Origin of the sequence: Stenotrophomonas sp. GD03777, from assembly GCF_029842485.1 — a bacterium.
Taxonomy (GTDB): Bacteria; Pseudomonadota; Gammaproteobacteria; order Xanthomonadales; family Xanthomonadaceae; genus Stenotrophomonas; species Stenotrophomonas sepilia.
This window is the reverse complement of record NZ_JAOCGL010000012.1, coordinates 23,557-41,882: the sequence shown is the minus strand read 5'-3', so window position 1 is coordinate 41,882 and position 18,326 is coordinate 23,557. Positions and strand designations below refer to the sequence as shown.

Here is an 18,326-nt window from a genome sequence, read left to right as displayed (position 1 = left end):
TCCAGAAAGAAGAAGCCCCGCTTCTGCGGGGCTGGGTGTGGTCGATTACTGCTCGTCCTTGGGTCGGCGATACATGAGGTATGCGGCCGCCTCTGCTGGGTTGTCCGGGGTGTACTGGCCAGTGCCCACGTCGTAGAGGTATTCACCGGTGGTCAGCATCTGGTTGCTGGGGATGCCAGTCAGCGGGCCAGCTGCGCGCACGCCGGTCTTGATCAGCTTCTCGGCGTCGGGCTCGTCATCGTCGGCAACCCAGTCCCTGCCCTCCTTCCACGCGGCCTGGCCGAACTTTGCCAGCGCGACACCGGCGTCCACGATCGGGTTGGGTCGGCCCATGCTCGGCTTGCCCTCGATCGCCGCATCGATGCCGCCGGCAACGTCACGCAGCAGCGGGATGGTCTGGAACGGGAACAGCAGCGTCTTCCGCGCAAGCCAGCTGCCCCAGTCGTCCCAGCCCTTCTCGTCGTCGTCCCCACCGTCAGGGCCACGCATCATCAGCAGTTCGAACACGGCGTTGGACAGGACACCGGCCGACAACCACGTGCCGAGCGCGCGCGCCGGCGACTGCACGCGCCCCAGGTACAAGCCGCGCAAACCCGACTCCTGCAAACGGTTGTTCATGATGATCATCGGGCCGATGAACATGCGAACCCACTTGTAGCGCGGGTCGCGCTCGGCGGCGCTCAGGTCCTTCGGTGCGCCGGCCTGCTGGGTGGTGCGGATCGACTTGTCGGCCAGGCGCACAGCCTCGTCGACGCTGGCGCCCTGCGCCTGTGCCTGCTGGTAGCGCCCCAGCCAGATCGCGCGCTCGGCCAGCGGCACCGTCCAGCGATGCACCTCCATGGCCATCTTCATAGCCGCCGCGCGAATGCCACGCTTCCCCGACAGCTTGCCCAGCACCACCTGATACGACGAATCCAGCGAGTTGGCGCGTTCCTCCATGAAGGGCGACAGCGAGTGAATCATCTCGGTCATCTTGCCGGGGTTGCGGTAGTACGCCGCGTAACCGGTGGCCAGGTACTTCGGATCAACGCGCGCCGCCGCCTGGATCGGCGCCACCACGGTGTTGGCGAACACCAGCGGCAGGCGGAAGCCCAGTGCGGCCACTGCAGTGTTCGTCAGGACGGCGTCGCCGATCTTCTCGGCCATGCTGGAGCCGGGTTCCGACACCGATGCGCCGCGCACCGCGTTCTTCACGCTCCCGTAGAGCGCGTGATAGGCGCCCTCCGACAGCCGCTGCTGGATCAGGTTCTTCAGCTCCTGGTCTTCCAGCACCCGCAGCGCCTGCTTCACGTAGCCGCGGTGGGAGACGTCGGTGATCACGTCATTGAGGTGGCGCGACAGCACACGGTGGTAGTCCAACAGCATCGGCGCTGCATACCCGGTGCGCTCCTTCGTGTGCCCCTTACTCGTCATGGCGCGGCTGAAGGTGCCGCCCATGATCTGTTCCTCGGCCGCGCGCGCCTGCTTGACGCCGCCGGCGCCTGCCCGCGGGTCGTACACCGCCGGGTAGTACGCGCCGCGCAGGCTGACTGTCGAGCCATCGGCCGCGGTGAAGATCAGCGGCATCGGCTCGACCTGCTCAGGCGCGACACCCGACAGTCGGCGCTGCTGCTCCACGATGTCCGGCCACAGGCTGTTCACCGCATCCCAGATGCCCTGCACCATCTGTGCGTCCGCCGGCGTGAGGTGACTCAGCATTTCCGCGATGTTCTGCGGGGTGAACTGAACCACTTCGGCGTTCTTGCCGATGAATCCGCCGCGCATCAGCTTGTCGCGATTGCCAGCGTTGCCCATGTTCAGGGCCACGGCCACGATCGTGTTTTTCGACAGCGAGCGCCCCAGGCTCGGCACGTACACCAGTCGGTTCAGGTCCGCCCGCTGCGCCGGGGTCAGGGCCTTCATGGTCTGCTCCAGCATGCCGCCGACGCGGTTGCGCAACTCAATCCGCTGCTGCTGCGCTGCCTCGGCTTGGTTCCAGAGGAAGTCGTGCCACGGCCCGGTCTCGCCGCCGTCCAACCACTCGACCACCGTCTCCGGCCGCAGCACCCAGTCCATCAGGCCGGTGTAGGTCGCGCCCACCTTCTGCATCGCCGTCAGGTCCGCATCCGAGAGCGGCAGCGGCCTACCTTCGGCGATCGCACCGCGGATGGCGCCGGCCAGCTCCGCCTGCGCGCTCTCCCAGTCGCGCTGGTCCTTGTTGCTCAGCAGCTTGTTCTTCAGCTTGGCCAGCCGCGCGATGTTGGTCACCGCGTCGTGCAGCTCGCGGAACTCGGTAATCGGCAAATCGGCATAGTTCGTCACGCTTTCCGCTTCGACCCGGGCCAGCAGCGCATCGCTTACGGCGGTCAGGTCGTCCTCGGCCTGGCGGGCTTCCACCCACTGCCGCAGGCTCTGGCGGCGCGCAACGGCCCGGCCGGACACGTCGCGGAACTCGTAGGTGTCGGCGATGGTGTCCATCGCTTCCAGGTAGTCGGCGCCCGCCTTGCCCAGCCGCTCGCGGGCCTGCGGGGTCATCTGCCGGCGGATGTAGCCAACCTTCGACTCGACCTCCTGCTGCACAGCGCGGGCTTCGGCGAACAGAACGGCGTTCAGGGCCTGCTGCCGCTTCGCCTGCAGGGCATCGGCAAACTTCCCCTTGGCCGCCGCCTGCGCCGCCGCGCGGGCAGCCTTTCGCTCGGCTACCAGGTATTCGTTCGGTCGGATCTGGCGCGCGGTCTTCTCAGCCAGGAGCGCCTGCGCAACGGCCTTCAGCTCGCGCCGGTTCGGCCGGGGCTCCTTGGCCAGGTCTGCCAGCATACCCAGCTCCCGCTCCAGCAGCTGGATCTTGCGGCTGCCGTGAACCGCATCCAGGGCCCGCTGCGGCAGCGTTCCGTCGGTCATCGGGTCGCCGTGGCGCGCCTGCATCCGCGCATCGGCCTCCGCGTTCACGCCGGCCAGGGTCTGCCGTACCGTCCACAGGCCCTGCACCAGCTCGTCGGCGGATGTGAAGCCCAGCATGGCTGCCACCTCTTCGGGATGGGTTCCGCCCTTGCGCGCGTAGACCCGGCCCATCTTGCCCAGCAGGCCATCGCCGTAGGTCGCCGCCAGCACCGCGCGGTCCAGCTTCAGGCCCTGCAGCTGCTCCGGCACGGGCTCGCCGGCGGCTTCCTTGCGCCCGGTCAGCACGCGGTAGGCGCGCACGATCGGCGTGGCCTCGACCTCCGCCTCTACCTCGCTGCGGATGTTGGCCAGCTCGTCCTTCCACCAGCGCTCCCGGGCGCGTGCATCGGCTTCCTGCAGCTGCGCCATCAGGTCAGCCTCAGCCTGCTCGCGCGCGGCGGCCACCTGCGCCTGATAGTCCGCGAACTGCCGCTCGGTCATGCCCAGCGCCTGCGCTTCGGCCAGGTCGCGCGCGATGGGCTCGAAGCCGACCCGGGCCTGCGCCGCATCGATCTCTTCCTGGCTGGCCAGCATGCGGTCGAACACGCCGCGCACTTCGTCGGTCAGCTCCACGTCCAGATTCCGCAGGCTGCGGTAGACGCCGAGGATCCACTGCTTGAACTGGCTGAAAACGGACTGCAGCTCAGGCGTCGGCGCCCTGCCCTCGCCAAGGTAGGCCTCGAAGCCCCGGGCGAACTGTTCGTGCTGATCGACGCCGATCTGGTCCGCCGACTCGACACCGAACCATTTCAGCAATGCGTCCAGGTCGGAGCGCAGCTGGGGGGCAGCGTCCTCTGCCGTGGCCAAGTCGCGGTAGACCTCCAAGAAGAAGTGCCCCGATTCGTGCAGGAAGGTGGACAGGTCCGCCCCCCTGAACAGGCTGATCTGCATCGACCGGCCCTGGCCAATCTGAATCTGCCCCCGGGGGGCCGCCTCAGACGACTGGAAGAACGGCCGGGCGTTGAAAGCCGGCAGGACCTCTGATAGCGTCAGCCCCGACGTCGGCAGACCGCGGGTACGCAACTCGGACTCGGCCGTGCCGGCCCGCTCCATGGCACCGACGTCAGACCCCGATTGGCGCAGCGCTTCGCTGCCGAGGCCGTCGGGGTTTCCTATTTCAAAGCCCTCGAAATCGTAGGCGCGGCGGACACCGTCGTTACCCACCCTGTAGACCAAGCGAACCGGGTAGACCTGGCCGTCGTATTGGACCGCCGATGCCGCGTAGGCGTAGGAAACCGTCTTGTCGTCCGTGTCGACCGAGGTGGCGTGGATTGGGGCCGACTCCACCAGCGCCGGCAGCTCCCGTGCGACCGCCTGGCGCAGCGGGTCACGGCGGCCCTTGGACATGACCTTCTTCCGGCCGCGGGATGCGAAGCGCACGGGCTGCCCATCCGGTGCGGTGACCTCGGTGCCGTCCTGCTGCGTGCGCATCAGCTCGTTCGACTCGGTGAACCACTCGGCCGGGTTGCCGGTGGTGGGCTCCAGTTCGATCACCGGCACCGGCGTATCGGGGGCAAGGCCGGTGGGCACTTCGTCAGTGCGGGTCGGCTGGAACAGGATGTCTCCGGCCAGCACCTCGCGCGCAGCGGTATCCGGCAGCGCCACGCTCCAGGTCTGCCGCTGACCGTCAATCGGGTCGTCTTGCACGATCTCGCCGCCGGTGCGTTCGGCCTCGGTGCGGGCCTGGCCCAGCGTCAGGAAATCGCGCGCCTGCCCCCGTTCGTCCGCCAGCAGCCACTGGCCGGCGCGCTGCACATAGGCGCTGCCATAACGCTCGATGGTCTGCTGGCCGCGGCCGTCGGTGGCCACCTGCGGCCGGCCGAACAGGCTGCGCAGCGCATCCATGCCCCGCTGCATCAGCGTGCGCGGCTGGTTCTCGCCGCCCTCTGCCGGCGCCTCGGCTGCCTCGATGCCGGCGGCATAGCGTTCGTACAGCGCCACCGGATCCTGCCCCGTGACCTCGCCCAGGCGGCCGAACATCGCGCCCCACAACTGTGCCTGGCTCTCGGCTTGGGCCGGGGTGTAGCGCTCGGTTCCAACCAGCTGCGCCATGACCGACTGCTGCACCTGCGCGCGGGCATTCGCTGCGGCCTGGTCCGGTGCCGGCGCGTCTAGCGGCACGCCAAGCTCGCGGGCCATCGCATCGATGTCGAGCGATTCCAGCTCCGCGGGCGACAACCCGTCTGCGGTCGTGCGAGCGTTGCGCAGGATCTCGTCGCGGTTCGGCAGCCGCGGGACAGCAGCCATCCACTCGGCCATTGGGATCACGACCTGACCGGTCGCCAGCTGCTCGGCCAGCGCCGACTCGCCGCCAACCATGTCCTGCAGTACCTGCGGTGCGGACTGGAACAGCGTCTGCGCCTGGTCAGCGTCCAGATACACGCGCGCGTCTTCGCCGGCCACCTGCGCCGTCAGCGCCTTCATGTCCTCCGGCGAGCGTTCCCCCAGTTTCAGCTCGCCGGCAAGCTCGGTGGCAGCGCGCAGCCGGTCGTTGCTCTGGCCCGACTGCATCACCTGGTCCAGGCGCTCGTTGATCCACCGCACCTGCCCGGACGCGCGCGCAGCACGGTAGTTGGCGTGCACCTCGACCGCACCGGTGGGGACCTCGGCCAGGCCCTCCATGATGATGTCGCCCCACTTCAGGCGTTCCTCGGTCAGCAGCTGCGCCGTGGCCTCGCCGGCCGCTCCGCCACCCAGCTGGACGCCGGCCTCGGCGCCGGTGCGCAGGATCGCCGAGGACGCGCTGCGTCGGGCGTTGTTGATGAAGTGGCCCGCCACGCCGGCAGTCAGCGCGTCGAACACGCCGATCGCCACGCCGCGCTTGGCCGCCTTGTCGCGCGCGGCGGCCATCTTCTGCGGGTCGCGCAGGAACTGGCCAACGGCGTAGGCGTCGGTCGGGTCGACCTTCGCGTCCTGCATGGCGTCGGCGATGCTGGCGCCGAACTCGGTCAGGCCCGAACCGGTACCGGCAGAGGCAGCCGTCACCACGCGGCTACCGCCGCCAGTGGCTGCGGTCAGTGCCAGACCCGGGGCGCCCATACCGATGGACTGCCCCAGCGTGACCGCAATGGCGCCCAGTGTGTCGCTGCCGCCGCCGGCCAGCTCCCGCACAGCACCGCTGAAGCTGCCCGCCTTGTTCGCCCGGTCGAAGGCCTCGAAACCACGGGTGGTGCTGGCGCTGGTCACCTCCGCAGCCTGCGCCTTGCGTTCCAGGTCTGCGCGCAGTGCCGCTTCCTCGGCCGAGCGATCCGTGGTCATGCGGCCGGTCGCCGGATCCATCACAGCCGGGCCATCAGGCAGCAGGGACAGTGCATTGGCCTTGCCGCGCTGCCAGCCGCTGACGATGCCGCCGATGACCTGCTCCAGGATGTTCGGCTCTGCAGTCGCGCGGGCCTCGCCGGTCACCAGCGAGTTGGCATAGGTGGCCAGCTTCGGGGCCTCATCGCTGGCCAGCGCCATGCGGCGCGGATCGCTGAGGAAATCGCCTACGTGGGGCGACGCGCGGCCGGCGTCGTCGATCTCCTGCCGGCGCGCGTCCTGCTCGTAGTCGGCGAGGTTCGCCGCCACGACGCCGAAGGGATGGCCAAGCTGGTCCGACAGCTGGTTCGCGCGCGCGGCTTCTTCTGGCTTCTGGCGGGTGCCGGTGTAGGCGGCCCGTAGGGCAATCTTGCGCTCGACCTCCACCTCGTCCCAAACGGTGTCCCAGTCCTTCATTTGTTGCTGCCCCTCTGCTTGATGATGCCGCGGGTAATGTCGGCGTCGGTCGGGTTCCGCCCATACTTCGCGATGTAGGTCTGTCGCGCTTCGTCTCGTTCTTCCTGCGTAACGCTCAGGTCGAACTGCGCTGCGCTGTTGTAGAGACCCACCTTCACCTTCGGGTTGTTCTTGAACTTCCCGTCCTTCTCCTGGATCGCGCCGAGTCGGCCAGCCTGCAGGTTCTGGGCAAATTGCCTGGCAGTGGCCGACAGCAGCACGTCCGCCTGCTCAGGGGTCGGCTTCTTGCCAGTGGACTGCACAAACTCGGTCTGTGCGTTCTGGTAGGCGATGCGGAACTCGCCCCGCAGTGCGTCGCGTGGTGCGTTCTTGGCCTGAGAACCGCTGCCCGACACATCCGTGTCCTTCCCGAAACCAAGCATCTGGAAACCACGCTCCAGGCGCTGGTTGTCGGTCATCCAGTCAGCACGTTTGGCTGGGTCGTTGGCCTTCGTCTGGTCCTCCGCCAGCGACTTCAGCGTCTTGCCACTGAGCTTGTCGGCGTACTGGCCGAGCGGCAGCTTGGCGAACTCATTAGGCTGCAGCGCCTGCATGCGCTGGATGCTCTCCAAGGTCGCGGGATCGTCCTGCACGGTGGCACCTTCAGAGACGATCTTGCGATAGCGATTCACCGACTCATACAGAGCGGGGTCCTGTCCCACCAGCGCCAGCTCGGCCGGCGCCAGTACCTGTGACAGCGGGACACTCGCGCCGGCGGCAGCCACCTTGTCGTAGATCGACATGGCCGCAGCCTTCTTCGCCTGCTCCAGCCTGTCCTTGCGCTGCGCGTAGATGTCGCGCAGGTAGCCTTCAGTGGCAGCACGCTGGTCCGGCGGCATGGTGCGCGGGATCGCAGCAATGGCATCGGCCAGCGTCGACGGTGCTGGTGCTGCCGCACCTGGCGACGATGCTGCAGCGCCAGCCACCTGCGTGCCCTCGGTCGCCCACCGCGCGGAGCGGCCCATCACCTGCCGCACGTACAGCGCCGTCTTGGGGTTCTGCGCTGAGCGGCCACGGTTCACCACCGCATCGGCCCCACCCTCCCCAGCGAAATGAGCGGCAATGGCGAACGCCCGGCCGCCCTTGGCCAGCCGTTCCTTGTACTCACGCGCTGCGCGACGAGCAGACGCCGCAGCGTCCTTGCGGTCGATGCCGCCGGCGCTGGTTGCGCGGTACTGGAACAAACCGGTGGCCTGGTCGCCGTCGTCCAGCACTTCAGGGTTGACGGCGTCGGCGCGGAATCCCGATTCCTGTTCGGCCAGCGCATACAGATCCGCGCGACCTGCTGCGTCCAGCCCCTCGGCCTTCGCGGCATCATCGATCGCCTTGGCGATTGCTGCAGAGGGTGTGCCCCTTGCCGCTGGCGCCGGCAACGGTTCGACCGCACCGCGGCCATCGGCCAGCGACTGGGCCAGTTCATAGGCCGCGCGGTCCTTCACCACCGGGTACAGCGTGCGCTCGACCTGCGCGCGGTCCTCCGGCGTCATCTGGTCCGCGTAGCGGTGATAGTAGTCCTCTGCCGCAAACGGGTCGCGGGTGGCCATCGCCGCAGCCGTCTGCTTGCGCACGGACGATACGATGCCGCGCTCGCTGGCCTTGATCGCTTCCGCGCCCATGCCCTGCGTCTGATAGGCGGCGCTGGCGATGCCCACGGCTTCCTGCAGCCGCACGTCGGCCAGCCCAAAGTCGCCGGACATGCCGGCGCTGACGGCGTCCTGGCCGATGTTGTCCAGGCTGGCCTTCAGGCGGGTGCGCTCGTAAGCGCTGTATTCGCGGTCGGCGTAGTTGTTGAGCCGGCTCTGCACCGAGTCCCGAAAGCTGAAGGCAACCTGGTCGAATTTCTGCTGCTGGTCGCGGGACAGGGTCGCCCGGAGGCTGGACACGCGCTGATCCAGATCGCCCAGCAGTGCCTCATTCGCCTGCAGCGCGTTCTTGCCCTGGTACTTCGCGATGCCATCCGGATTGCCCGGGTTGAACGCATTGCCCTCCCAGTTTGAAAGCTCCAGACGGGCGTCCATGACGGCGGTCAGGTCTGCGCTGTCCTTCTGCCGCTGGAACAGGTCGGCCGCCGCTTGGTCAACGGCACCTGCGGTACGGCTGAGCGGCGACAGGTCGACCTGTGCGGTGTTGCGGACCTGCGGACCCAGCTGGGCCTCGACCTGCGGCCCGCTGGTGCGGGGGATCAGGGTCGCCATGTCACAGCCCCCAGCCGCGCGAGATGCGCGCGTTGTTGCGCATGGTGATAGCGTTGGCCTGCCCGGACAGGTTTCCACCGGCGCCACCAGCACCGGCGCCACCCATGCCTCCGAAACCCATGCTGGCCGCACTGGCGAGCGAACCCAGGATCGTGCCGGTCGCCTGCGCGTTGCCGCTCCAGCGTGCCAGCTCTCCCTGCGTGCGCTGGTTCTGCGCCTGTGCGTTGAAGCCCCATGCCTGGCGCGCAGCGTTCATACGGATGGTCTGCTGGTCGACCTCACCGAACAGTGCGGTTTCGCCCAGGATCTCCGCCGGCGTCCCGAGCGTCGGGTCGATGTTGTTGGCGGCGATCGCGGCGCGCTGCTGCCCCAGCGCAATCCGCGTGCGCCATGCCTGCTGCTCCATCTCGCGAGTGGCTAGCGCGTTGCTCGCGTCGGCCTCTTGCTGGGCCAGCAATGCGTTGTTCTCGGCCACCTGCGCGTTGGCCTGGCCCTGCTTGCGCTGGACATCGGCCTGATACGCGCCGGTGACCAGGGTTGTCGCCAAAAGGGCGATGGCGGGATTGCACACGTTATGCGCTCCAGTAGAACGGGAGGAAAGGGGCGCTGTCCGGTCCGACCGGCACCGGCGCGAGGAAGTGGAAGCCCAGCCAATGCAGCCAGCGCTGGGCGGCCTGGTTGCGCTGGTCGACCACGTTGAACAGCATTGAGGGGAACGCCTGCTGCATCCTGGCCAGGGCCGGTCGCGACAAGCGCAGCAGTTCCTTCTGGACCGCAAGCGGGTTCAGGCCAGTCGAGCCCACCATCCAGGGCGTGCCGATGCCGCCGAGAATCGAGTATGGAGTGGCGCCGAACATGCACACGGGCACACCGCGCACCACCGCGGTCCACGCTTCGGCGCTCCCGGCCAGGCCGCGCTGCAGGGCCTCGGCGGGCGTGGTGCGAGCGCATGCCCACAGTTCCGCTACGTCTGCCGGCCGTGCCGCCGATGCGATCGCCTCGATGTGGCCGGCCTCTGCCGGCACCAGCTCTGCGGTGATCTTCATCAGGACGCCACTACCTGTGGCATCAGGGACAGGATCTCCATCGGCAGCGGGTCGTCGCTGATGATGTGGAAGTGACCACTGTCCACGCCCCACCGGCAGGACATGTTCTTCGTCAGGACGCCGGTGTACGCGCCCGTGGGCTCGTCGTAGTTCTCGAACTCCCGCTGTGCGATGGGATCCAGCGTGTCCAGCGTGGTGCCGACGTAGACGCCGCGGGTATTGCGCACCAACAGCGCTACCTCGAAGGCGAGTTTCTTCATCGGCCGCAGCGGGTCGCCACCGTTGGCATTCACCTCCAGCGTCTCGATGTGGGCGGTGTATGGCAGGCCGATGTGCACCACGCCGCCCGGGCGCTGCAGCTGCACCTTGCCGTCGACCACCTGCAGATCCTTCTGCACGTTGCCGTCGACCAGGGCCACCACGGCTTTGCCCTCCAGATGGCCCATGCCGGCGATCGCCGAGCGCTGGTAGGTCCAGTCCTGCACAGCGACGCCGCGCAGCGCCAGCGGCACTGAGCCGATCGATTCCACCGTCGCGACCGTGGGCGACACCACCGTCATCACCCGTACACGCACGTGTTCATCGCCAGCTGCCAGCCGCAGGATGTTGCCCACATCCCCTGCCCCGCTGAAGATTGCCGCGCCGGTCGTGGCCGTTATCACCGCGCCCTCGCTCCACCCATCGGTGCTGGTCAGGGTCATCGACGAGCCGTTCGGACGCCGGCCGTCGTACGTCAGCATGCTGTCCGCATACTTCCAATCGAGTGGATCGTCGTACCGGGTCGGTGCCATCTGCTCCACGTACTGGACCCATTCGCCGTTGATGAGGCGGCGCACCAGCAGGTAGACCTCGGTTTCGATCTCGCCAGGTAGGCAACAGACGTCCAGCACCTGACCGTCGGTTTCGTGCGGATGCCAGCCAGTGACCTCCTGCTCGGGCATATACGTGCAGCCGATCAGCACACCGTCCGTGCGTGGCATCCACAGAATCGGCCAGGGCGCCGTGCTGTATTCGATGCCGCGGAACGTGTAGCCCTGCACCAGGTGATCGGCCCAGATGCTGATCTCGTTGCCGCGGAAGCCGTCCTTCTCGAACTGGTAAGCCAGATCGCGCACACGCTGGCCCTGCGCCTGCAGGAACACCGCCGACTCGCCCAGCACCCGCGCCTGCAGGTCGCCGGTGCCATACGCGGACTGCGGCTTGATGCCGATAGTGCTGGGCGTCACAACTGAATCCTGCCCGCCGGTGACCTTCCACTCGCCGCCAGTCGTCAGCACCAGCAGGCTGTCCAGCGGAACCAGGTCGCGAATCGCATTCACCTGGCGCGCGTTGATCGTGAACGACACCGCGTCGCTGTCGACGATCGGCGAGCTGCGGCCGAAGTTGGGGTAATCGCCGATGTTCGACGCCCACACGGTCTGCGGATCGCCAGGGCTGCCGGCGAACCACAGTCGGTCGCCAAAGAACTCGACCTCGCCGGGGTAGCCGTAGCGATACGACCATGCGCCGACAGCCCATACGTCGGTGCCACCGACAGCGCCGGCCGCGTACTGCGTCACCACGATGTTGTTGGTGCCGGTCGGCGGTGCCTCGTAGAAGTTGATCAGGTCCGCGCCGGGATCGATCGTCCAGCCCTGTGCCATTACTGCGCCTCCTGCGCGACGTTGCCGCCGCGACCGATACCGCCACCACTGGTTCCGCCAGTGCCGCTGCCACCCGGGTAGTACGGATTGGATTGAACCGGCACGCCGTCGATCTTGACCTGGTAGTCCAGGTAGCTGCTGCTGGTCGCGCCAGGGATGGAGAACTGTTTCGTGGTGCCGTCGCCGTTGAACGTCCAAGGACCGGCCACCGGCGGTGGAACGTTGCCCACGATGCTGTCGGGGATCCGCTCGATCACCGTGGCGGTGACCTCGAACGGGCTGGTGAACGCGCTGATCTTCATGATCCCGAACCCGCCGTGCACGTATTCCCATTCGACCCCGACGGCGTAGTCGTTGACGTTGTCGAACTTCACGTCCTGCGGCCCATCGAACGCACGGCCGCTGTCGTGTACGGGGCGCACGCTACCGCAGACGTAGTACGGCGTCCCAGCCAGGCCGGTCAACACGGGGATGCTCACGCAGCGGTAAACCTTCTGGTCACTCCGGCGAAGTGCGCCCAGCGGCACCTTCTTCTCCGCCGCTACCCACGGCTTCACCGAGCGCAGTTCCTTTTCCTCGGCGTACAGCAGCGATCCGACCATCTCCGCGGTGAAGGTCGGGACGTTGGTGGTCACGGTCACCACGCCCTGGGTACCGGACACCGCCAGCAGCGCGGCCTCGTCGTTGTTGAACGGGCGGAATGGGCCACGCCGGTACTCGAAGTCGCGCAGTTCGAACTGGTCGACCGCAACGCGGCGCAGCTCCTTCGGCGGGATCCACGGGTGCACCAGGAACAGCACGTCAGCCGACTGCGTGTGTCGCACCTTGTAGATGTCCTCGCCGGTGTATGGCGTGGCCACCTCGACGATCTCCCCTGCCCCGTTGCGCAGCAGCGCGCCGCCTACCCAGAACCGCATGTAGCCGTCGCCCATCTCGATCGCGTACTTGACCGTGGTCGAGTAGATGAACGGGATGAAGCGCGTGGCGCGTTCGTTGTGCTTGGCGCCGCCGCGGAATAGATAGCCCGGACGCTTCTCAGCGCCACCGGTGGGCTTGGTGATGACGTTGCGGCAGGTCTTCAGGCTGATGGCATAGCGCACCATGTCGACGCGACCCTGGAGCCCGGGCGACAGCTCGCCGCCGGACATGCTCGGTTGCAGCAGACGTGCCATGGTCAGGCCCTCGCCATCTGGGCCATGGACGGCTGGCGCTCGTCCTCGTCGGCCTCGTTGAAGTCGTGCGCCGCGGCCTGGCTGAGCGCGAGCTGGTACAGCTGCTTCAGGCCGGATTTGTTGGAGAACCCATTGGCCCCGATGATCGCAGGCGCGCCTTCCTCGGCCAGCTTGCAGGCCAGCGCATCCACGAAGTGCGCCGGGTAGCGCTCCGGGTCTTCCACGCGGGCAACGTAGATCAGATAGGCCTCGGCCCGGTCGCACAGCAGCGACGTGCCATCCGTGCCCATCGCCTGCTCGAACTGGATGCCGTGGCACTGGCGAAACTGTGGCTCACACCAGCGCGACAGCCGGCGGCCAGCACGCATGCCTTGGTCGTCGGTGATGGCCAGCACTGTGATGCAATCCGACGGGCGCGCGTAGCGAATCTCCCAGCCCGGCATCGGCGCCTCTGCGGCAACCGCCAGGCGCTGGGCCTTCATCGCCCACGGCCACAGCCGGTCGGCCAGCACCAGGTCGCGCATAGGCTCCCACAGGCGCGAGAACACGCGCGCTTCTTTGGAGCGCTCCGTCAGTGAGGTGATCGTGATGTCCTGGGCCAGCTTGCCCAGGGCCAGGTTGCAGATTTGGACCTGGGAGGTCATATGCCGCTCCGATAGCGGGGGCGCCCGAAGGCGCCCCCTATGGTTGCCGTCAAGCGTTCGCCGACTTCTCGGCCACGGCCGCGTCGATCGCCTCGATCACGCCCTTGCGGTCTTTGCCCGCAGCTTCCTGCTCGCGGTACGCGGCCAACTGCTCGACGGCCAGGCCGGCCAGGTCCTCCTTGATCTGATCAACGGTGCGTTCGAGGAACGGGTCAACCGTCGGTGCCGACTTCTCGGCCACGGCCTTGCCGCCGATCTGCTCCATCCAGGAGCCCAGCTGTTCCTTGCTCGCGATCTCGAACTCGTCGCCCGCCTCGCGGGTCTGCCCGAAGAAGCCGCGCCGGGTCGCGCGCACGCGTAGGCCGGTCACAGGTTGTTCTCCTGGTGGCCAGCGACGATGCCCGCGGTGACCTTGCCCGTGGTCGGCGCAGTGCCCACCAGGGTGTAGTTCAGCCGGACGTAGCGCAGGTTAGTGCCGCGCGGCACGTAGTACAGGCCGCCGAACACCGAGCCAGCGGCCAGGTCAGCCAGCAGCTTGGTCTGCGAACCGACGGTCACCGGGGCGGCGAAATTCTCGGTGGCCGAGACCTGCAGCTCAACCTGCAGGCTGGTGGCGTTGTTGAAAGCCTCGACTACCTGCACACGCAGCGGGATCGGGGTGCCCGGGCCGATGTCGCGCTTGATCGGGGCGCCCTCGCCCTGCACGGTGCCGGTGGGGCCAAGGTCGATGACGTTGGTGGACACTGCGCTCGCCAGCACCGACTGTGCGTTCGAGAACAGGTTCTGCTGATCGAAGATCATGGTGGTTTGCTCCTTGGATTGCGGTAGGGAGCGGGGCCGGAGCCCGCGCGCCCGATTCAGTGGCGGCGGATCAGACGACCCGGGCTTCGGTGTTCAGCAGCGCATCCGACTCGCGCAGCGGGATGCCGCGATAGGTCAGCACTTCCTCGCCCTCGATCTCCTTGCGGGTGAGGCGCACGAAGTTGTCGGTGGTGCCGCCATTGGTGGCCAGCGCGTCCAGCGCTTCCAGCATGTCGGTGTTGAGGTAGATGGCCGCACGGCCACCCATCACGCGGCGCTGCTTCAGCTTGTAATAGGCCTTGCGCATGAAGTCGTACAGCTTCACGTTGCCGGCCTTTACGTCGGACACATCGATGTTGGCGATGCGGGAAACGTAGCGGTAGTCGCGAACCGACAGGCCAATGTCCCACTGGAACTTTTCGCGGACCACGTCGAGGATCGACCCATCCGCGTTGGTCTTGGTCTGCTTGCCCTTGTCTTCACGATCGATGCCGGCCTTGCTGCCCTTCGGGTACAGGCCATGGACGGTGTTCTCACCCCAGACGATGAACCAGATCGAGGTGTTGTCGGAGCCGGTACCGCCTGCATCGACGATCTGGGCGCCCGAACCGCTGGTGGCGATCTTGTTGAAGCGGGGAGCAAAGCCAGTGAACTTCGCCGGCGAGGTAGCCTGGTCACCGTAGAACATCGAGGTGGCCACGCCCTGGTTCAGGCCTTCGAGGAATGCCTGGGCTTCGGACAGGCGCAGGCCGGCCGAGTCGCCGGTCATGCGCACCAGCTTCTCGTCGATCTCGCTCCAGGCTTCGATCATGCCGGTGGCATCGCGCACCTGAGCGGTGGTCGACTTGGTGGGCTGAACGCCCTGGTACAGCATGCGCCAAGTGCCTTCGGGGATGCCGGTGCGCACGGTGGTCAGGTGCGTGGTGCCGTCATTGCACTCCTTGACGATCATGTCCTGCAGGATCGGGTTGTCCTGCGCCAGCAGCTCGATCACCGCAGCGATCTGCTTGTCGGCGTCGGTGCGCTTGAACACGTCCGCCAGGGTCAGGTAGGTGTTGCCGATGGTCGACATTGTTGGTCTCTCCAGATACGAAAAAACCGCCTTGCGGCGGCTGGTTGATGGGGTATTGCTTGGCGGCTATCAGCCGCCGTAGAGGATCGATTTCGCGTCGCTGGCCGCGCCTGGACCAGACGTCGTGGTCCCGCCCAGGCCATCCACCCTGCTGTCGCGAAGGAACCCACCAAAGAAGGCGAAGGCCTTGATCATGGTCGGGTGGTTGCCCCAGCCCAAGTCGTTGAACGCCTTGGTCAGCTCGGGGTCGTTGATGGCCTTCACCGCAGTAGTGGCCAGGCCGACCGTTTCGTCGTACTTGGCGCCCAACAGCTGCTTGGCATCCACGCCCCACTGCTCGACCTGCTGCAAGCGCTGGGCTTCCATCGCCTGCTGCATCGCCGCCGCATCCTGCCCAGCCATCTGGGTATACAGGTCGACGGCCTCCTGGGCCTGCTCCTGCGTCCAGCCTTTGGCCTTGAAGAACTGCGTGGCCGCGCCCAGTCGATCGCCTTCCAGGGTGAACCCCTCCGGCAGGTTGAACTGGCCGTACTGCTCCGGTGCCGCGCTGGTCTTACCGTCCTCGGGCTTGCCGGCTTCGCCGCCGCCTTCACCCTCGTTCGGCTTTCCATCGTTGCCCGCAGCGTTGCCACCGCTGCCGCCACCATCGGTCCCCGCCGGCGCACTGCTGCCGGGAACCTGCGGAGTTTCGGTCGTGGTGGTGGTATCGCCGGCGCCAGGATTGGGGTTGCTGGCAGTGTTGGCGTTGTCAGTCGACATCGTTGATTTCCTCGGGTTGCTGCAGCTGCGATTGCAGCCGCTTCATTGCACTGTTGGCCTCGGCGCGCATCTGTGCTTCGCGCTCCGGGCAGCTGTCACGGACGACGCGCAGCCACCACTGGCCGGCCTCCTGACGTCCGATTTTTCGGGACTGCGCCATCGCGTTGGTGTTGAACGCGCTGTCATCCACATCCATGGCCTGAATGAACAGCCACACCACCCGGCGCCCGGCTGGATCGGCCAGCACTGCACGCGCGTCCTCGCGGAGCTGGCTGTCCTGCAGGTCCGCGATGCGCTCGGCCACGCGGCGCTGCTCTTCCTCCCGTGGGTCCATACCGGGGCGCTTCATGCGGCACCCTGCATGGCATCGATCAGGGCCTGGGCCGCGGATCCTTCCTCGGGCACGGTGTCGCTGGCCGTCTTCAGCGCCTGCGCGGCGTCCTTCATCGGCTGGGCCGACGCTGCCAGCTGCTGCTGGCGCTGCTGCTGCGCGCGGTCTGCGCGAATCCTGGCCACTGCGTCGTCGCTGCGGATGATCGAAGCAGGGCCGCCCACGGCTGCGGTGTACTCGTCGACCACCTGGTCGCTGTCCAGCTTGTCCATCACGGACGGGTCACCGGTGGCCTGCGCCACGTTGGCCACGAAGGTCATGGTGCGCTCGATCGACCCGACCGCTGCTGCCTTGGCCGCCTGCGCCAGGATGCTGGTGTACTCGATCTTCAGCGGCACATTGGCCAGCACCTGCGGCGGATCCGGGATGCGGCCCGCACGTTCCAGCAGACGGAACACCCGGACCACCACCGGGTCAAGCACCTCGTCGGTGATCGACTCCAGCGTCGGCGCCAGCACTGCCGCCTTCTCTTCCTTGCGTGTGACGATCTCAGTGGCGGTGCGGTCGGTCTTGTCGCCGAGCGCCTCCAGCATCAGGAACAGCTGGTAGAAGAACGCCCGCTGGATCCGCTGCTCGACGACCGAGATTTCCTCGCGGATCTGCGCCAGGCCCCGCGAGTCGGGCATGTAGACCGGCGCTACCGTGGCGTTCGCCGCATCCTGCGGCAGGTATACCTGGCCACCTTTACGCAGCCGAGCCCCGCCAGTACGGCGCAGGCTCTCCGGCATAGCGAGCGTCGGATCGGACATCTGCTCCATAAGGCGCAGCTTCTCGCCTTCCAGATACTGCAGCTGCTTGATGTCGCCCAGGCAGTTGATCGCCGGGCAGGACGAGTAGATGTCCTCCGCGACGGGGTTCCAGCGGGCCACGACGAACGGCGCCTCATAGTGGCCGCCGATGTCGATCACGCCGTTCTGGCCGTTGGCTGCACCGTCGATCCACACCACCTCGCGGTAGGGCCGGAAGCGCGGGGCCTGCAGCCCGAGCGGGCCGATGCCGGGCCGCTGCTCCGGGTTCGGTTCGATCAGCGACTCCACCCAGAACTTCTGGTCCCCGTTCTTGCCCAGTGCATCGCGCACCACGGCCGGTAGCGCGTCTGCACCGTAGCGTTCCTCCAGCTGCCGCGCGGTCTTCGGGTAGCGGCGCCACAGCGAGTCGACCCGCCCCTGGTCGTCCAGCCCCACGGCGTAGTTTCCTGCGGTCAGCGCGTAGAAGCGGACCACCTCGCGCGAGTCTTCCAGCACCAGCAGCGGGGCAACGCCGAAAATGCCGTCCTCGGCATAGACCACCGGCATGGCCTTGTAGAAGTTGCTGCTGGCCAAGGTGTCGCGGATGCGCTGGGCAACGTCGTCCAGCCACACGCGGACGCCGAACAGCTCGGCAGTCGCCGGGTCAGGCGTCGTCACCTTGAACCACGGCTGCGCCTTCGGCGTCATGTGCGACATCATGCCGGCGGCCATCACGCCCAGCGCATCGGTTGCCGTGCTGTTGATCACCTTGGACCAGTTGCGCTTACGCGGCTTGTCGTCCTGGTCGCCATAGAAGCGGCCGCGGGTCGGGTCGATGTATTCCGACGTTTGGCGCCACAGCGGGGTCCAGTCGTTCTGCGCCTCCTTCAAGGCGGTCTTGCGCCGCCCGCAGTGCGCGTACAGCTCCTTGATGTCCATCAGCCTCCCCCCAGCACGGTGTTGCGCGGAGCCGTTCCACCCAGCGCGGTTGTGGTCGGTGCCGCGGATCGATATGCAACCGAGCGCACGCCGCTGCTGGCGTAGGTGCGGCGCTCGTCCTCGGCTTCCTTGCGAGCGCGGCGCACGCGGCCGGTCGGATCACCCACGGCGGTCTTGGTGATGCCGAGCGGGTCGGCGTACTTGCCGGTCTTGTCGCCGAACAGGAGGCCACCCGGATCGATCACCTGGCGCGAGGTGCACATG

At 67.4% G+C, this 18,326-nt stretch carries 14 protein-coding genes; all 14 read right to left on the bottom strand.

Features of this window, described 5'->3' with window-relative positions; genetic code table 11:
* Window positions 1-45 precede the first annotated feature (45 nt).
* Window positions 46-6,633, bottom strand: a complete 6,588-nt coding sequence (locus tag N5E02_RS05050; RefSeq protein ID WP_279945979.1) for a hypothetical protein — start codon at window positions 6,631-6,633, stop codon at window positions 46-48.
* Window positions 6,630-8,867: a hypothetical protein gene (locus tag N5E02_RS05045; protein ID WP_279945978.1), complete on the bottom strand. Its 2,238-nt coding sequence runs from the start codon at window positions 8,865-8,867 to the stop codon at window positions 6,630-6,632. Before N5E02_RS05045 ends, N5E02_RS05050 begins: the two co-directional genes overlap by 4 nt.
* A 1-nt stretch (window position 8,868) precedes the next feature.
* A complete protein-coding gene (locus N5E02_RS05040; RefSeq protein WP_279945977.1) occupies window positions 8,869-9,438 on the bottom strand; it encodes a hypothetical protein in 570 nt (189 codons plus the stop codon).
* 1 nt (window position 9,439) lies between these two features.
* Entirely contained in the window at window positions 9,440-9,913 is a 474-nt protein-coding gene (locus tag N5E02_RS05035) for a hypothetical protein (RefSeq protein WP_279945976.1), read from the bottom strand.
* Window positions 9,913-11,556, bottom strand: coding sequence for a hypothetical protein (locus N5E02_RS05030; RefSeq protein ID WP_279945975.1), 1,644 nt, complete (start codon window positions 11,554-11,556; stop codon window positions 9,913-9,915). Before N5E02_RS05030 ends, N5E02_RS05035 begins: the two co-directional genes overlap by 1 nt.
* Entirely contained in the window at window positions 11,556-12,728 is a 1,173-nt protein-coding gene (locus tag N5E02_RS05025; RefSeq protein WP_279945974.1) for a hypothetical protein, read from the bottom strand. The genes N5E02_RS05030 and N5E02_RS05025 overlap by 1 nt, the downstream gene beginning before the upstream one ends.
* Before the next feature lie 2 nt (window positions 12,729-12,730).
* The gene (locus N5E02_RS05020; RefSeq protein WP_049438782.1) at window positions 12,731-13,372 is read right to left on the bottom strand and encodes a hypothetical protein; all 642 of its coding nucleotides are present in this window, start codon (window positions 13,370-13,372) and stop codon (window positions 12,731-12,733) included.
* 49 nt (window positions 13,373-13,421) lie between these two features.
* On the bottom strand, window positions 13,422-13,742 hold the full coding sequence (locus N5E02_RS05015; protein WP_279945973.1) for a hypothetical protein: 321 nt from the start codon (window positions 13,740-13,742) through the stop codon (window positions 13,422-13,424).
* Window positions 13,739-14,173 carry a Bbp16 family capsid cement protein gene (locus tag N5E02_RS05010; RefSeq protein WP_279945971.1) on the bottom strand — a complete coding sequence of 145 codons (435 nt, stop codon included), beginning with the start codon at window positions 14,171-14,173 and terminating at the stop codon, window positions 13,739-13,741. Before N5E02_RS05010 ends, N5E02_RS05015 begins: the two co-directional genes overlap by 4 nt.
* A gap of 70 nt (window positions 14,174-14,243) precedes the next feature.
* Entirely contained in the window at window positions 14,244-15,245 is a 1,002-nt protein-coding gene (locus N5E02_RS05005) for a major capsid protein (protein ID WP_054172936.1), read from the bottom strand.
* Between the two features lie 69 nt (window positions 15,246-15,314).
* Window positions 15,315-16,004, bottom strand: a complete 690-nt coding sequence (locus N5E02_RS05000) for a hypothetical protein (protein WP_279945970.1) — start codon at window positions 16,002-16,004, stop codon at window positions 15,315-15,317.
* Window positions 15,994-16,308 (bottom strand): hypothetical protein, encoded by a 315-nt coding sequence (locus tag N5E02_RS04995; protein WP_279945969.1) that lies wholly within the window; start codon window positions 16,306-16,308, stop codon window positions 15,994-15,996. Before N5E02_RS04995 ends, N5E02_RS05000 begins: the two co-directional genes overlap by 11 nt.
* Before the next feature lie 41 nt (window positions 16,309-16,349).
* The gene (locus N5E02_RS04990; RefSeq protein WP_279945968.1) at window positions 16,350-18,062 is read right to left on the bottom strand and encodes a portal protein; all 1,713 of its coding nucleotides are present in this window, start codon (window positions 18,060-18,062) and stop codon (window positions 16,350-16,352) included.
* Window positions 18,062-18,325 (bottom strand): hypothetical protein, encoded by a 264-nt coding sequence (locus N5E02_RS04985; protein ID WP_049438776.1) that lies wholly within the window; start codon window positions 18,323-18,325, stop codon window positions 18,062-18,064. The genes N5E02_RS04990 and N5E02_RS04985 overlap by 1 nt, the downstream gene beginning before the upstream one ends.
* Between the last annotated feature and the right edge of the window lies 1 nt (window position 18,326).

What these genes read in the sequence shown, in the direction of transcription:
- N5E02_RS05050 (WP_279945979.1), bottom strand. Translation starts at nt 6,633, where the DNA reads ATGAAGGACTGGGACACCGTTTGGGACGAGGTGGAGGTCGAGCGCAAG.
- N5E02_RS05045 (WP_279945978.1), bottom strand. Translation starts at nt 8,867, where the DNA reads ATGGCGACCCTGATCCCCCGCACCAGCGGGCCGCAGGTCGAGGCCCAG.
- N5E02_RS05035 (WP_279945976.1), bottom strand. Translation starts at nt 9,913, where the DNA reads ATGAAGATCACCGCAGAGCTGGTGCCGGCAGAGGCCGGCCACATCGAG.
- N5E02_RS05030 (WP_279945975.1), bottom strand. Translation starts at nt 11,556, where the DNA reads ATGGCACAGGGCTGGACGATCGATCCCGGCGCGGACCTGATCAACTTC.
- N5E02_RS05025 (WP_279945974.1), bottom strand. Translation starts at nt 12,728, where the DNA reads ATGGCACGTCTGCTGCAACCGAGCATGTCCGGCGGCGAGCTGTCGCCC.
- N5E02_RS05020 (WP_049438782.1), bottom strand. Translation starts at nt 13,372, where the DNA reads ATGACCTCCCAGGTCCAAATCTGCAACCTGGCCCTGGGCAAGCTGGCC.
- N5E02_RS05010 (WP_279945971.1), bottom strand. Translation starts at nt 14,173, where the DNA reads ATGATCTTCGATCAGCAGAACCTGTTCTCGAACGCACAGTCGGTGCTG.
- N5E02_RS05005 (WP_054172936.1), bottom strand. Translation starts at nt 15,245, where the DNA reads ATGTCGACCATCGGCAACACCTACCTGACCCTGGCGGACGTGTTCAAG.
- N5E02_RS05000 (WP_279945970.1), bottom strand. Translation starts at nt 16,004, where the DNA reads ATGTCGACTGACAACGCCAACACTGCCAGCAACCCCAATCCTGGCGCC.
- N5E02_RS04990 (WP_279945968.1), bottom strand. Translation starts at nt 18,062, where the DNA reads ATGGACATCAAGGAGCTGTACGCGCACTGCGGGCGGCGCAAGACCGCC.
- N5E02_RS04985 (WP_049438776.1), bottom strand. Translation starts at nt 18,325, where the DNA reads ATGTGCACCTCGCGCCAGGTGATCGATCCGGGTGGCCTCCTGTTCGGC.